Annotated in this window: 15 protein-coding genes, 1 tRNA gene and 1 riboswitch; of the genes, 11 read left to right on the top strand and 5 right to left on the bottom strand. The window is 70.7% G+C overall.

Translation table 11 applies throughout. From position 1 onward, the window contains the following. Nucleotides 1-3: 3 nt before the first annotated feature. From A8W25_RS11790 to rdgB, 4 genes are all read left to right on the top strand, one after another. A complete protein-coding gene (locus tag A8W25_RS11790; RefSeq protein WP_067159489.1) occupies nucleotides 4-954 on the top strand; it encodes a PLP-dependent cysteine synthase family protein in 951 nt (316 codons plus the stop codon). A gap of 243 nt (nucleotides 955-1,197) precedes the next feature. Then, nucleotides 1,198-1,935: a ribonuclease PH gene (gene rph / locus A8W25_RS11785; RefSeq protein WP_067159486.1), complete on the top strand. Its 738-nt coding sequence runs from the start codon at nucleotides 1,198-1,200 to the stop codon at nucleotides 1,933-1,935. A 136-nt stretch (nucleotides 1,936-2,071) separates the two neighbouring features. After that, nucleotides 2,072-2,461 (top strand): hypothetical protein, encoded by a 390-nt coding sequence (locus A8W25_RS11780; protein WP_067159483.1) that lies wholly within the window; start codon nucleotides 2,072-2,074, stop codon nucleotides 2,459-2,461. A gap of 28 nt (nucleotides 2,462-2,489) precedes the next feature. Continuing rightward, nucleotides 2,490-3,092 (top strand): RdgB/HAM1 family non-canonical purine NTP pyrophosphatase, encoded by a 603-nt coding sequence (gene rdgB / locus A8W25_RS11775; RefSeq protein ID WP_067159481.1) that lies wholly within the window; start codon nucleotides 2,490-2,492, stop codon nucleotides 3,090-3,092. A 53-nt stretch (nucleotides 3,093-3,145) separates the two neighbouring features. Here the strand turns inward: rdgB and A8W25_RS11770 are convergent. From A8W25_RS11770 to bcp, 4 genes are all read right to left on the bottom strand, one after another. Then, nucleotides 3,146-3,220 (bottom strand) — tRNA-Leu (locus tag A8W25_RS11770). Between the two features lie 7 nt (nucleotides 3,221-3,227). Next, on the bottom strand, nucleotides 3,228-4,169 hold the full coding sequence (locus tag A8W25_RS11765; protein ID WP_067159478.1) for an HNH endonuclease: 942 nt from the start codon (nucleotides 4,167-4,169) through the stop codon (nucleotides 3,228-3,230). Further along, nucleotides 4,166-4,333, bottom strand: coding sequence for an HNH endonuclease (locus tag A8W25_RS34840; RefSeq protein WP_234386404.1), 168 nt, complete (start codon nucleotides 4,331-4,333; stop codon nucleotides 4,166-4,168). The genes A8W25_RS11765 and A8W25_RS34840 overlap by 4 nt, the downstream gene beginning before the upstream one ends. A gap of 600 nt (nucleotides 4,334-4,933) precedes the next feature. Further along, nucleotides 4,934-5,401 (bottom strand): thioredoxin-dependent thiol peroxidase, encoded by a 468-nt coding sequence (bcp, locus tag A8W25_RS11760; protein WP_067159475.1) that lies wholly within the window; start codon nucleotides 5,399-5,401, stop codon nucleotides 4,934-4,936. 143 nt (nucleotides 5,402-5,544) lie between these two features. Here bcp and A8W25_RS11755 point away from each other — a divergent pair, with 143 nt between their 5' ends. From A8W25_RS11755 to A8W25_RS11745, 3 genes are all read left to right on the top strand, one after another. After that, the gene (locus tag A8W25_RS11755; protein WP_067159473.1) at nucleotides 5,545-5,868 is read left to right on the top strand and encodes a DUF3618 domain-containing protein; all 324 of its coding nucleotides are present in this window, start codon (nucleotides 5,545-5,547) and stop codon (nucleotides 5,866-5,868) included. Between the two features lie 71 nt (nucleotides 5,869-5,939). Then, nucleotides 5,940-6,272: a GroES family chaperonin gene (locus A8W25_RS11750; protein WP_067159470.1), complete on the top strand. Its 333-nt coding sequence runs from the start codon at nucleotides 5,940-5,942 to the stop codon at nucleotides 6,270-6,272. A 61-nt stretch (nucleotides 6,273-6,333) separates the two neighbouring features. Next, nucleotides 6,334-6,398: riboswitch (guanidine-III (ykkC-III) riboswitch) on the top strand. Between the two features lie 49 nt (nucleotides 6,399-6,447). Further along, a complete protein-coding gene (locus tag A8W25_RS11745) occupies nucleotides 6,448-6,768 on the top strand; it encodes a DMT family transporter (protein WP_067159467.1) in 321 nt (106 codons plus the stop codon). A gap of 45 nt (nucleotides 6,769-6,813) precedes the next feature. Here A8W25_RS11745 and A8W25_RS11740 read toward each other — a convergent pair whose 3' ends face one another. Next, nucleotides 6,814-9,069, bottom strand: a complete 2,256-nt coding sequence (locus tag A8W25_RS11740; protein ID WP_079125973.1) for a transglycosylase domain-containing protein — start codon at nucleotides 9,067-9,069, stop codon at nucleotides 6,814-6,816. Between the two features lie 193 nt (nucleotides 9,070-9,262). Between A8W25_RS11740 and A8W25_RS11735 the strand changes: the two genes are divergently transcribed. From A8W25_RS11735 to A8W25_RS11720, 4 genes are read left to right on the top strand one after another with little or no spacing between them, the layout of a single operon-like run. Next, a complete protein-coding gene (locus tag A8W25_RS11735) occupies nucleotides 9,263-10,063 on the top strand; it encodes an ABC transporter permease (RefSeq protein WP_067161064.1) in 801 nt (266 codons plus the stop codon). Continuing rightward, nucleotides 10,056-10,913, top strand: a complete 858-nt coding sequence (locus A8W25_RS11730) for an ABC transporter permease (protein ID WP_067159464.1) — start codon at nucleotides 10,056-10,058, stop codon at nucleotides 10,911-10,913. Before A8W25_RS11735 ends, A8W25_RS11730 begins: the two co-directional genes overlap by 8 nt. Nucleotides 10,914-10,931: 18 nt before the next feature. Beyond that, nucleotides 10,932-11,897, top strand: coding sequence for an ABC transporter ATP-binding protein (locus tag A8W25_RS11725; protein WP_067159460.1), 966 nt, complete (start codon nucleotides 10,932-10,934; stop codon nucleotides 11,895-11,897). A 54-nt stretch (nucleotides 11,898-11,951) separates the two neighbouring features. Continuing rightward, nucleotides 11,952-12,584: a DUF1707 SHOCT-like domain-containing protein gene (locus tag A8W25_RS11720; protein ID WP_107470657.1), complete on the top strand. Its 633-nt coding sequence runs from the start codon at nucleotides 11,952-11,954 to the stop codon at nucleotides 12,582-12,584. The last annotated feature ends 98 nt before the right edge of the window (nucleotides 12,585-12,682 follow it).

Raw genomic sequence — 12,682 nt, 5'->3', positions numbered from 1 at the left:
GTCATGCGCTACGACTCCGCCCTTGCCGCGGTCGGCAACACACCGCTGGTCCGGCTGCCCCGGCTCTCGCCCTCGGACGACGTCCGCATCTGGGCGAAGCTGGAGGACCGCAACCCGACCGGCTCGGTCAAGGACCGCCCCGCGCTCCACATGATCGAACAGGCCGAGAAGGCGGGCCGGTTGACGCCCGGCTGCACCATCCTGGAGCCGACCAGCGGCAACACCGGCATCTCGCTGGCGATGGCGGCGAAGCTCAAGGGCTACCGCATCGTCTGCGTGATGCCCGAGAACACCTCCCAGGAGCGCCGCGACCTGCTGAAGATGTGGGGCGCGGAGATCGTCCCGTCCCCGGCGGCGGGCGGCTCCAACACGGCGGTACGGGTGGCCAAGGAGCTGGCGGCCGAGAACCCTTCGTGGGTGATGCTCTACCAGTACGGCAACCCGGACAACGCGGGTGCCCATTACGCGACGACGGGCCCGGAGATCCTGGCGGACCTCCCCTCCATCACCCACTTCGTGGCGGGTCTCGGTACGACGGGCACGCTGATGGGTGTGGGCCGCTACCTCCGCGAGCACGTCCCCGGCGTCCAGATCGTCGCGGCGGAGCCGCGCTACGACGACCTGGTCTACGGCCTGCGCAACCTGGACGAGGGCTTCGTCCCCGAGCTGTACGACGCGTCGGTCCTGACCAGCCGCTTCTCGGTCGGCTCGGCGGACGCGGTGACCCGCACCCGCGAACTCCTCAAGGAGGAGGGCATCTTCGCGGGCGTCTCCACCGGGGCCGCGCTGCACGCGGCGATCGGGGTGGGCAAGAAGGCCCTCAAGGCGGGCACCCCCGCGGACATCGTGTTCGTGGTGGCGGACGGCGGCTGGAAGTACCTGTCGACGGGCGTCTACACGGCGGAAACGACGGAAGAAGCGATCGAGACCCTCCAGGGCCAACTCTGGGCGTAGCCCGCTGTGGGCCGCGGCCCCGCCCGGGCGACCGCTTTCGCCCACGGGGCGCTCCGCTGGGGGGGCGGGTCTTTGCCCGCGGGTCGTCTGTGGCTGGTCGCGCAGTTCCCCGCGCCCCTAGGTGGCTGGGGGCGCGGGGAACTGCGCGAGCAACCCAGCACGGTCCGCGGACGCGCACGGGTTTGAGGGGGGGCCGGGGGGCATGCCCCCAGGAGCGAGACGCCCACGAGCTACGCTCGGGGCATGTCTCGTATCGACGGCCGCACCCCCGACCAGCTCCGCCCCGTCACCATCGAACGCGGATGGAGCAAGCACGCCGAGGGCTCCGTCCTCATCTCCTTCGGTGACACCAAAGTCTTCTGCACCGCCTCCGTCACCGAAGGCGTCCCCCGCTGGCGCAAGGGCAGCGGCGAGGGCTGGGTGACCGCGGAGTACTCGATGCTGCCGCGCTCCACCAACACCCGCGGCGATCGCGAGTCCGTACGCGGCAAGATCGGCGGCCGTACGCACGAGATCTCCCGCCTCATCGGCCGCTCGCTCCGCGCCGTCATCGACTACAAGGCCCTCGGCGAGAACACGATCGTCCTGGACTGCGACGTCCTCCAGGCCGACGGCGGCACCCGCACCGCCGCCATCACCGGCGCGTACGTCGCCCTCGCCGACGCCGTCAGCTGGGCCCAGACCAAGAAGCTGGTCAAGGCCAACCGCCAGCCGCTCACCGGCACCGTCGCCGCCGTCTCCGTGGGCATCGTCGACGGCGCCCCCCTCCTCGACCTCTGCTACGAGGAGGACGTGCGCGCCGAGACCGACATGAACGTCGTCTGCACCGGCGACGGCCGCTTCGTCGAGGTCCAGGGCACCGCCGAGGCCGAGCCGTTCGACCGCAAGGAGCTCAACGCGCTGCTCGACCTCGCCACCGGCGGCTGCGCCGACCTGGCCGCGCTCCAGGTAGAGGCGCTCGGCCGCACACTGGGCGAGTAGCCGAGTAGCCGAGTAGCCGAGTAGCCGAGCGGCAGAGTAAAGAGGCAACCAAGAGGGCCGCTCGCCGCGTCCCTATCGACACGGGCGTACGGGCCGAACCGTACGCCCGTCCGTACACCCCGGGGAGGACCCGTCCATGCGCCGAAGCCGCCGCCGCGCCCTCGCACTCGCCGCCGCCACCGCGGCCCTCGCCCTGCCCGCCGCCGTCGGGTGCAGCGCGGTCAGCAAGGCGCTGGACTGCGTCCAGACGGCCGACGCGATCGCCTCCAGCGTCGACGACCTGGGCCGCGCGGTGTCCAACGCCGCCGACAACCCGACGCAGGCGGACCAGGCCCTCAACGACATCGACAACAACCTGTCGTCCCTGAAGAACAAGACGGATAACGCCGACCTCTCCAAGGCGGTCGACAACCTCAACAGGGCGGTCGACAACGTCCGTTCGGCGATCAAGAACGGCGACAACACGCCGGACATCAGCCCCGTCAAGGACGCGGCGAAGGAAGTCGGCAAGGTCTGCACACCGTGACGCCGGGCGCGCCCCCGATACTGGGGGCATGACCCGCCTGATCCTCGCCACCCGCAACGCCGGCAAAATCACCGAACTCCGCGCGATCCTCGCGGACGCCGGGCTGCCCCACGAACTGGTCGGCGCCGACGCGTATCCGGAGATCCCCGACGTCAAGGAGACCGGCGTCACCTTCGCCGAGAACGCGCTCCTCAAGGCCCACGCCCTGGCCCGGGCCACGGGCCTGCCCGCCGTCGCCGACGACTCGGGCCTGTGCGTGGACGTACTGAACGGCGCCCCCGGCATCTTCTCCGCCCGCTGGTCCGGCACCCACGGCGACGACAAGGCCAACCTGGACCTGCTCCTGGCCCAGCTCGGCGACATCGCGGACGGACACCGCGCGGCCCACTTCGCCTGCGCGGCGGCCCTGGCCCTCCCCGACGGCACGGAACGGGTGGTCGAGGGCCGCCTCCTGGGCACCCTCCGCCACACCCCCGCAGGCACAGGCGGCTTCGGCTACGACCCGATCCTCCAGCCCGACGGCGAGACCCGCACATGCGCGGAGCTCACGGCCGACGAGAAGAACGCGATCAGCCACCGCGGCAAGGCGTTCCGGGCGCTGGTGCCGGTGGTGCGGGAGCTGCTGGGCTGAGGGGCTGTCGTATGCCAAAGGGCGGGACATCGATGTGTCACGCCCTTTGTGCGTGGGCCCGGTGGGACTCGAACCCACGACACACCGGACCTAAACCGGCGCCCTCTAGCCAGCTGGGGTACGGGCCCAACGCGCCTACTCTACTGGGCTGCGTGGAGCGCCCGTGCGGGGAGACCGGTTGGAGAAGGTGCTCGTCTGGCTGTGGCAGGACGGGCACAGGTACCTGAGGTTCTCGCGGCGGTTGTCCAGGCGGTCGCCACTGAGGTGATCGATCTCCAGGACAAGGCGCTGCCCCTGCCAGGTGTCGCCGATGCCGCATGCGGCGCACACGCGAGGAACCCCGAGCTCATCGAGGGCGCGCCTCAGAAGAGCGGTCTTGGTACGGCTGGAACCGGCTTCCCGGCGCACCAGGGTTTCCGCGGCCGAGAGGGCGCGCCTCAGAAGAGCGGTCTTGGTACGGCTGGAACCGGCTTCCCGGCGCACCAGGGTTTCCGCGGCCGACTTCCGGTACGGCGAGACCTCGCCGCGAAAGTGGCCCTGCCCGGTGAAGTGGTCGGTGGAGATGCCGTGCGCGTCCAGACTGTGTCTCAGACGAGCGCGGGCGGCGCCGTTGTCGTCGAGGCCGAGCGCTTTGAGTACGCCCGCCATGCTGGTGGACTCGGCTACGAGCGGCACGAGCGGCACGAGCGGTTCGCGGGGGATGACGCCCGCGCTGTATCTCCGCCCGCTGGTGAAGTGGGTGGTGTCGATGCCGAAACGGTCGAGTCGCTGCCTGATGAGGGAGTACGGACTGTCGCTGGGCGGATATCCCAGGTACTCGCACATCTCGCGGATGCTCTGCGAGTGGGCTGCCGCCTCTTCGAGCAGCTCGCGCGAGTAACTGCGCCGCTTCCTGGTCGGCAGCGGCTCGTCGACGAAGTGGGACACCTCGATCCCGTAGTGCTCCAGTCTGTGACGCAGATAGCGCAGTGGCCCGGCTCCGATCGGTGCGTCGAGTCGGCGCAGCATGTCCACGAGACTGGCCGAGTCGGCCGCGGTCCGGGCGAGGAGGTCGCGGGTGTACTTGGGAGTGTTCATGCCCGTGCCCTCCGCCGACGGCCGCGGTACGTGTCCGTCACGGCATGGCAGTTGGGGCACAGGAGCCGCAGGTTGCCTGGGCGGTTGTCCCACCAGTCCCCGTTGGCGTGGTCGACCTCGAGTCCGAGCGGCTTACCCTTCCACTCCGGCCCGGTCCCACACATCGCACACTGTTCAGCCGTCCCGTTCCTGAGCAACTCGCGGCGGAGCCGCTGTCCAGGAATCCTTCCGTCCTCGGGATCGCGCAGGCGGAGAGTGGCTCGCCGAGAGCCCCCTTCGCACGGCCTCGGCGGACCGGAGTGAAATGGGAGGTGTCGATACCCAGAGCCGCCACCCGGCGGCTGATGTGGGTCTGATTGCCCCCGACCTGGCTGATCCCCAGATGGCGCACGACGTCCTTGAAGCAGGTCGAGACGGCCACAGCGGCCCGTAGCCGCGCTTCGGTATGGCGGACCTGGTTGGTGGCCAGATGGGCGATGTCTATTCCGGCCTCCGCCATCTTCCGGCGGAGATACCGCCTGCTGCCCGGTGTCGCTACGCCCCCGCACCACCGCACCGCATCGTCGATGTGCCGCGTCTGGCGAGCCGCCTCCCCCAGTAGCTCGCGGGTGTACCTGGTCGTCATGAGCCCCCCTCTGCTCCGGCCACATGTTCGCAGCCCCGCACAGACCAACGACCCGCTAATCGGACAGTTACGCACGAAATGCGGAACGGCCCGCACCGCTTACCGCGCGGTGCGGGCCGTCGGGGGGCGTCGAGAGGGGCTAGATCCCCAGGTCCTTGATGATCTTCGCGACATGGCCCGTCGCCTTCACGTTGTACAGGGCGCGCTCGACCTTGCCCTCCTCGTCCACGATCACCGTGGAGCGGATGACGCCGGTCACCGTCTTGCCGTACAGCTTCTTCTCGCCGTACGCCCCGTACGCCTCCAGGACCTCCTTCGACGGGTCGCCTACGAGGGTGACCTTGAGGGACTCCTTGTCGCGGAACTTCGCCAGCTTCTCCGGCTTGTCGGGGGAGACGCCGATCACCTCGTACCCGGCGCCGGCCAGGAGCTCCAGGTTGTCCGTGAAGTCGCAGGCCTGCTTGGTGCAGCCGGGGGTGAGGGCGGCCGGGTAGAAGTACACGATGACCTTGCGGCCCTTGTGGTCCGCGAGCGAGACCTCGTTGCCGTCCGCGTCGGGCAGGGTGAAGGCGGGGGCGGTGTCGCCGGGGACGAGGCGCTCGCTCATGGGATCTTCCTCCGGAAGGGGCGGGGGTGTGGCGTACTCCAGCAGAGCCTAATGGGGGCCTGTGACAGTGCATCGGCGGCAGAGCTGACAGACTGTCGATGACGGATATCCCCATACCCGACCGAACAGACGGAGGCCGCGCAGTGTCGGAAGCCAGGACCCCTGCGCAGATCGAGGCGGACATCAGGAGCCGCCGGGATCAGCTCGCGGTGACGCTCGACGAGATCGGCGTGCGGCTGCACCCGTCGACGATCGTCGGTGACGCCAAGGCGAAGGTCGCCTCGGCCGTGGACCGGACGGCCGGCCGGGCCTTCGTCGCGGTGAACCGGACCGTCTCGGACGTGAAGGCCCAGTTCGTGAACGAGGAGGGCGCGCCCCGCGTCGAGCGCATCGTGCCGGTCGCGCTCCTCGCCGTCGGGCTCGTCGGGCTGCTCGCCATGTCGTCGGCCAGGAAGCGGCGCGACTGACCCTCCCGTGCGCCGCCCCTTTCCGTGGCCCTTCGGCATACGCCGGGGGCCAGGGCAGGTAGGTTCGGTCCGTGAGCGAGAACACCCACGACAAGTTGCCCATCCGGATGCTCCACGACCGCGTGCTGGTCCGGTCCGACACACCCGAGGGCGAACGGCGCTCCGGCGGCGGCATCCTGATCCCGGCGACCGCCGCCGTCGGCAAGCGGCTGGCCTGGGCGGAGGTGGTCGCGGTCGGGCAGAACGTCCGGACCGTCGAGCCGGGCGACCGGGTGCTGTACGACCCCGAGGACCGCGCCGAGGTCGAGGTGCGCGGTATCGCCTACGTACTGATGCGGGAGCGCGATCTGCACGCCGTCGCCTCGGAGCGGGTGTCCGAGGACTCGACCGGGCTGTATCTCTGACCCGGCCCGCAACGGCTGTGGAAAAGGGCTGGTGACGGCAGTCACCAGCCCTTTTCGCTGGCCTTTGCTATCTTTGAAGCACCCCGACGAGACGCGTCGTACCGGGTTACGACAAGACGACGCACCCCGCGCGTACGAGGCGTACGCGCGCGTACGTCTCTCGGAGGTGCCTGTCATGGCCTGGGTTCTGCTGCTCGTCGCCGGTCTGCTCGAAGTCGGCTGGTCGATCGGGATGAAGTACACCGACGGATTCACCCGGCTGGGGCCCAGTCTGCTCACCGGCGCCGGGATCGTCGCCTCGATGCTGCTGCTCTCGCAGGCCGCCAAGACCCTGCCCATCGGTACCGCCTACGGCGTCTGGGTGGGCATCGGCGCGGCCGGTGCGGCGGTGCTCGGCATGGTGGTGCTCGGTGAGCCCGCGACCGCCGCCCGGATCTTCTTCGTCTGTCTGCTGCTGGTGGCCGTGGTCGGGCTGAAGGCCACGTCCGGCCACTGAACGAGTCACCGAACGAGTCGCTGAAGGTGTCAACGCGTCAACGCGTCACTGCGGGCGCGGCTGGCGGCGCGGGCGGTTGGCGCCGCCGGCCGTCGTCCCGGTCGTCGTGCCGCCCGTGGTGGGGCCGCCGTCGGTGGTGTTGGGGTTGGGGGCCCGGGTCTCGACCGGCGGCGGCACGGAGGCGCCCTCCTGGAGCTGGAGGTCGAAGTCCTGCGGCTCGGTGCCCTTGAGCGCGCCCGCCGTGTACTGCGCCCACACCTGCGCGGGCGGCCCGCCGCCGTTCATCCGGGGCAGCCCAAGGGCCCCGTACAGCGGCTTCTGGGCGGCCGTGTCGGGGTCCTGGCCCATCACGGCGACCACGGTGGCCAGATCGGGCGTGTAGCCCGCGAACCAGGCCGCCTTGTCGTCCTCGGCCGTGCCGGTCTTGCCCGCGGCGGTACGGCCCGAGGCCTGCGCGGCCGTACCGGTGCCGCCCTCCACCACGCTCTGCAGGATCGAGGTGGTGGTGTCGGCGGCCTCGCGCGAGACGGTCTGCTTGTCGTCCCGCGCGGGCAGTTCCACCTTCTCGCCGTCCTTGGTGACGGACTCGACCATCGTGTACGTGCCGTGCTTGCCGTGGTTGGCGAGCGTCGCGTACGCCTCGGCCATGTCCAGGACGGAGGCGGTCGCGGTGCCGAGCGCGATGGACGGCCCGTTCGGCATGTCCGGCGTGCCGGCGGGGATGCCGAGGTCGACGGCGGTCTGCCGGACGTCCTTGGGGCCGACGTCCACGGCCATCTGCGCGTACACCGCGTTCACCGAGAGGTCGGTGGCGGACCGGACGGTGAGCGAGCCGTACGACTTGTCGTCCTCGTTCGAGGGGTTGTACGGCGTGCCCGACCAGCCTTGTACGAAGCGCTTGTTGGTGCCGTCGTAGATGGTGTTCGGGGTGATCGTGCGCCCGTCCTGCGTCGTGGAGCCGTTCTCGACGGCCGAGGTGAAGACGAACGGCTTGAAGGTCGAGCCGACCTGGTAGTCGCGCCGGGTCGCGTTGTTGACGTACTGCTTGGTGTAGTCGATGCCCCCGTACATCGCGAGCACCTTGCCGCTGTCCGGGTCGATGGAGGCGCCGCCGACGCGGACGTTGCGGTCCACCTTGCGGTCGGAGCTGACCTGGGACATCACCTTGTCGTCGACGGCGGCGACGAACGCGTCCTGCTTGGCCCGCTGGAGCGTCGTGGTGATCCGGTAGCCGCCCTTGGCCAGGGTGTTCTCGTCGATGATCTCGTTGCTGGTCAGATAGTCCCTGACGGCCTCGACCACATAGCCGCGCTGCCCGGCCATCCCGGACGCGGGCCGCACCTTGCCCGGCACCGGGAAGGTGGCGGCGGCCCGCTCGGCCGGCGTCAGCCACTTCTTCTTGACCATGCCGTCCATGACGTAGTTCCAGCGCGCCACGGCCTTCGCCTTGTTCTCCGGGTGCGCCACCACGTCGTACGCGCTGGGGGCGTTGAGCAGCGAGGCCAGATAGGCGCCCTCGGCGGTGGTGACCTTCTCGATGTCCTTGCCGTAGTAGGCCTGGGCGGCGGCCTGGATGCCGTAGGCGTTGCGGCCGAAGTAGCTGGTGTTGAGATAGCCCTCCAGGATGTCCGACTTGCTGACCTCGCGGTTCAGCTTGATCGCGATGAAGAACTCCTTCACCTTGCGGCTGATCGTCTGCTCCTGGCCCAGGTAGTAGTTCTTCACGTACTGCTGGGTGATCGTGGAGCCGGACTGCTTGCCCTTGCCGGTGAGGGTGTTCCAGGCGGCGCGGACCATCGCCTTGGGGTCGACCGCCCGTTCGGAGTAGAAGTCGCGGTCCTCGGCGGCGAGCACGGTGTGCTGGACGGTGAGGGGGATCTGGGCGAGCCGGACGTTCTCCCGGTTGATCTCGCCGTCCCGGGCGAGCTGGCCGCCGTCCGCGTACAGGAAGACGTTGGACTGGGCGGTGGCGGTGGCGTTGGCGGGCGGGATGTGGACGAGTGTGTAGCCGGCGATGAAGCCGCCGATGAGCAGCAGGGCGATGGCCAGGACGGTCCCGAGCACCCAGCGCCAGCTGGGCACGAACCGCCGCCAGCCGGTCCGCTTGGGCCGCTTCTTCCTGCCCTTGGCCGGGCCCTCGCCGCCGTCGGCCGTCTCGCCCGGGCCCTGCGCGTCGTCGTCCCGCGCGTCGCCGCCGGGCGCGTCGCCGCCGGGCGCGGCGGAGGAGTCCGGGCCGGTGGCGCTGAGGTCCCGAGGGGCCCAGCCCTGAGGGGGCCGGGGTGGCTGCTCGTCGTCGCTCATGTCTCTCTCGCCACTGCGCTGTATCGGGTGATTCGCGTTGTACGCCCATATTGCACGCCCGGCCGCGGAAAAGCCGTCGCGGTGGATCGCCGGGCCGCACTAGGGTCGGGCGCTTCGGTTCCCCGGCGGTGATGCCTCCGCGTGCGGTCGGGCATGGCCCCTTCATACACGGACCGGACGAGGAGGTGGCGTGGTGCGGCTCTACGCGGCGGTTGCCGCGGGTGGGTTCCGGCGCCATACGGCGTACCGGATCGCCACGGCGGCAGGGGTGTTCACCAACACCGTCTTCGGCGTGATCATGGCGTACACCTATATGGCCCTGTGGAACGTCCGCCCTAGTCTGGGTGGCTACGACCAGCCCCAGGCGCTGACCTATGTGTGGCTCGGCCAGGCCCTCATCATGACGGTCTCCATGATGGGCGGCGGCTTCGAGGACGAGCTCGTCGAACGCATCCGTACGGGTGACATCGCGATCGACCTGTACCGCCCCGCCGACCTCCAACTGTGGTGGCTGGCGGGCGACGTGGGACGGGCCGCCTTCCACTTCCTGGGGCGCGGTCTGGTGCCGCTGGCGTTCGGCGCGCTCGCCTTCGACCTGGCGCTGCCCGCCGACCCGCGGACCTGGCTGGCGTTCCTGCTCGCCGTCCTCCTCGGCGTCGTCGTCAGCTTCTCGATCCGCTATCTGGTGGCGCTCTCCGCGTTCTGGCTGCTCGACGGGGCGGGCGTGGCGCAGATGGCCTGGCTCGGGGGGATCTTCTTCTCCGGGATGCTGCTGCCCCTCAACGTCTTCCCCGGAGCGCTCGGCGAGGTGGCGCGCGCCCTGCCCTGGTCGGCGCTGCTCCAGATCCCGGCCGACGTCCTGCTGGGCCGCCACACGGGCTGGGGCCTGGCCCGGGCGTACGCGTTCCAGCTCGGCTGGGCGGCGCTGCTGCTCGCCGCAGGCCGTCTGCTCCAGGCGGCGGCGACACGGCGGGTGGTGGTGCAGGGTGGCTGAGGAAGCGCTCAGCGAGGGCCCGGCGCCCGCCGGGCGGCTGCGCGCCGCCGCCGAGGGCGTCCGCGCCTACCGTCTGATCGCCGGGATGTGGATCCGCTCCACCCTCGCCTACCGGGCGTCCTTCCTGATGACGGCGCTCGGCAACTTTGCGGCGACCGGGCTCGACTTCGTGGCGATCCTGCTGATGTTCTCGCACATCGACGCGCTGGGCGGCTACACCCTGCCCGAAGTGGCGTTCCTGTACGGCGCGTCGGGCGCCGCGTTCGGGCTCGCCGACCTGGTGATGGGGTCCATGGACCGGCTCGGCCGCCGGGTGCGCGACGGCACGCTGGACACGCTCCTGGTGCGCCCGGTGCCGGTGCTCGCCCAGGTCGCGGCGGACCGGTTCGCGCTGCGCCGCCTGGGCCGGATCACCCAGGGCCTGCTGGTCCTCGGCTATGCGCTGCTGAGTCTGGACATCCACTGGACGCCGCTGCGGGCGCTGCTGATCCCGGTGATGATCCTGAGCGGCGCCGCCGTCTTCGCCTCGGTGTTCGTGGCGGGCGGGGCGTTCCAGTTCCTCGCGCAGGACGCCTCCGAGGTGCAGAACTCCTTCACGTACGGCGGGAACCAGCTGCTCCAGTACCCGCCGACGATCTTCGCCAAGGACATGGTGCGCGGGGTGACCTTCGTGGTCCCGCTCGCCTTCGTGAACTGGCTGCCCGCGATGTACGTCCTCGGCCGGCCGTACCCGCTGGACCTGCCGGGATGGCTGGCGTTCACCCCGCCGCTGGTGGCGGTGGGCTGCTGCGCGCCGGCCGGGCTCGCGTGGCGGGCGGGCCTGCGGGCGTACCGGAGCACGGGAAGCTGACGGGAGAGGAGGACGACGATGAGCGAGGTGATCCGGCTCGACGGCGTGGAGAAGGTCTTCGAGGTGCGCCGCAAGAACGGGCGGCGGCTGCGGCGCGAGCGCGGACAGGTCAGGGCGGTCGACGGGATCACCTTCTCGGTGCCGCGCGGCGAGATGGTCGGCTACATCGGCCCGAACGGCGCCGGGAAGTCCACCACCATCAAGATGCTCACCGGCATCCTCACCCCCAGCGGCGGCCGGGTGCGGGTGGCGGGCCTGGACCCCTCGCGCGAGCGCACCCGCCTCGCCCGCCGCATCGGCGTGGTCTTCGGCCAGCGCACCACGCTCTGGTGGGACCTCCCGCTGTACGACTCGTACCGGCTGGCCCACCACATGTACCGCATCCCCGACGACCGCTTCCGCGAGAACCTGGCCCGCTGCGTCGAACTCCTCGATCTGGGCGAGCTGTTGGACGTGCCCGTACGCCAGCTCTCCCTCGGCCAGCGGATGCGCGGCGACATCGCGGCGGCCCTGCTGCACGACCCGGAGGTGCTCTACCTGGACGAGCCGACCATCGGCCTGGACGTGGTGAGCAAGGCGAAAGTCCGCACCTTCCTGCGGGAGTTGAACGCGGAGCGCGGCACCACGGTCCTCCTGACGACCCACGACCTGACCGACATCGAGCAGCTCTGCGAGCGCGTGATGGTGATCGACCACGGCCGTCTGGTGTACGACGGCGCGCTGGCCGGGCTGCACGAGGTCGGCGGCAGCGAGCGCACCCTGGTGGTCGACCTGGAGCGCGAGCTGGCGCCGATCGAGCTCGCGGACGCGCGCGTGGTGAAGGTCGAGGGGCCCCGGCAGTGGCTGGCGTTCCCGGCCTCGGCGTCGGCGGCGCCGCTGGTGGCGGCGATCGCCGCGCGGTATCCGCTGGTGGACCTGTCGGTGCGGGAGCCGGACATCGAGTCGGTGATCGCTCGGATGTACGCCGACCGGGGCCTTCATTAGGCTGGCGGTATGACGAGTGAACCTTCGGGGGCTTCGGGGGCGGGTCTCCCCGAGATGCGGGCATCGGACGCGGAACGCGAGCGAGTGGCGGAGGCGCTGCGCGATGCGGTGGCCGAGGGGCGGCTCGACATGGAGGAGTTCGAGGAGCGCCTGGAGGCGGCGTACAAGGCGCGTACGCACGGCGAGTTGGCCCCGCTGGTACGGGACCTGCCGGCGCCGGGGGTGCGTACACCGGCTCCCGCCGCTCCTGGAGCTTCCGGAGCTGTCGACTGGCCGTCCAGAATCGGCGGCACGGCGACCTCGCGGGGCGCCTTCGCCTTCTGGAGCGGGTTCGGCCGCAAGGGCACGTGGACGGTCGGCCGGAAGTTCACCGCGTTCGCGATGTGGGGCGGCGGCGAGATCGATCTGCGCGAGGCCCGCTTCGAGTCCGCCGAGACGGTGATCCGCTGCTTCACGGTCATGGGCGGTATGGGGGTGACGGTCCCGCCGGAGTTGACGGTGCGGGTCCGCGGCTTCGGCCTGATGGGCGGCTTCGGCGACCGGGCGACGGGGGAGGGCACTCCGGGCTCGCCGAGGGTGACGGTGACGGGATTCGCCCTGATGGGCGGCATCGGGGTGGAGCGCAAGCGGCGCAAGGCGGAGAAGCGGGCGGCGTCCGGGGAGGGCCCCCGGAAGGAACTGCGCTGAAGGCTTCCGCTTGCATACCGGGGCTGCGGGAACTCGACATGCGCCCCGGGAGTCCCTCATGTAGGGACAATTGCGTACGGGGTGGTGCGTGCGCGCGG

Origin of the sequence: Streptomyces sp. ERV7, assembly GCF_001653515.1 — a bacterium.
Classification (GTDB): Bacteria; Actinomycetota; Actinomycetes; order Streptomycetales; family Streptomycetaceae; genus Streptomyces.
Note: the sequence above shows the minus strand (reverse complement) of the source record. Positions and strands in the feature narration are given on the sequence as shown.

Excerpts from the sequence above, each read along its gene's own strand:
- A8W25_RS11790 (WP_067159489.1), top strand. The coding sequence starts at position 4 with ATGCGCTACGACTCCGCCCTTGCCGCGGTCGGCAACACACCGCTGGTC.
- rph (WP_067159486.1), top strand. The coding sequence starts at position 1,198 with ATGTCTCGTATCGACGGCCGCACCCCCGACCAGCTCCGCCCCGTCACC.
- A8W25_RS11780 (WP_067159483.1), top strand. The coding sequence starts at position 2,072 with ATGCGCCGAAGCCGCCGCCGCGCCCTCGCACTCGCCGCCGCCACCGCG.
- rdgB (WP_067159481.1), top strand. The coding sequence starts at position 2,490 with ATGACCCGCCTGATCCTCGCCACCCGCAACGCCGGCAAAATCACCGAA.
- A8W25_RS11765 (WP_067159478.1), bottom strand. The coding sequence starts at position 4,169 with ATGAACACTCCCAAGTACACCCGCGACCTCCTCGCCCGGACCGCGGCC.
- A8W25_RS34840 (WP_234386404.1), bottom strand. The coding sequence starts at position 4,333 with ATGTGTGGGACCGGGCCGGAGTGGAAGGGTAAGCCGCTCGGACTCGAG.
- bcp (WP_067159475.1), bottom strand. The coding sequence starts at position 5,401 with ATGAGCGAGCGCCTCGTCCCCGGCGACACCGCCCCCGCCTTCACCCTG.
- A8W25_RS11745 (WP_067159467.1), top strand. The coding sequence starts at position 6,448 with ATGGCCTGGGTTCTGCTGCTCGTCGCCGGTCTGCTCGAAGTCGGCTGG.
- A8W25_RS11740 (WP_079125973.1), bottom strand. The coding sequence starts at position 9,069 with ATGAGCGACGACGAGCAGCCACCCCGGCCCCCTCAGGGCTGGGCCCCT.
- A8W25_RS11725 (WP_067159460.1), top strand. The coding sequence starts at position 10,932 with ATGAGCGAGGTGATCCGGCTCGACGGCGTGGAGAAGGTCTTCGAGGTG.
- A8W25_RS11720 (WP_107470657.1), top strand. The coding sequence starts at position 11,952 with ATGCGGGCATCGGACGCGGAACGCGAGCGAGTGGCGGAGGCGCTGCGC.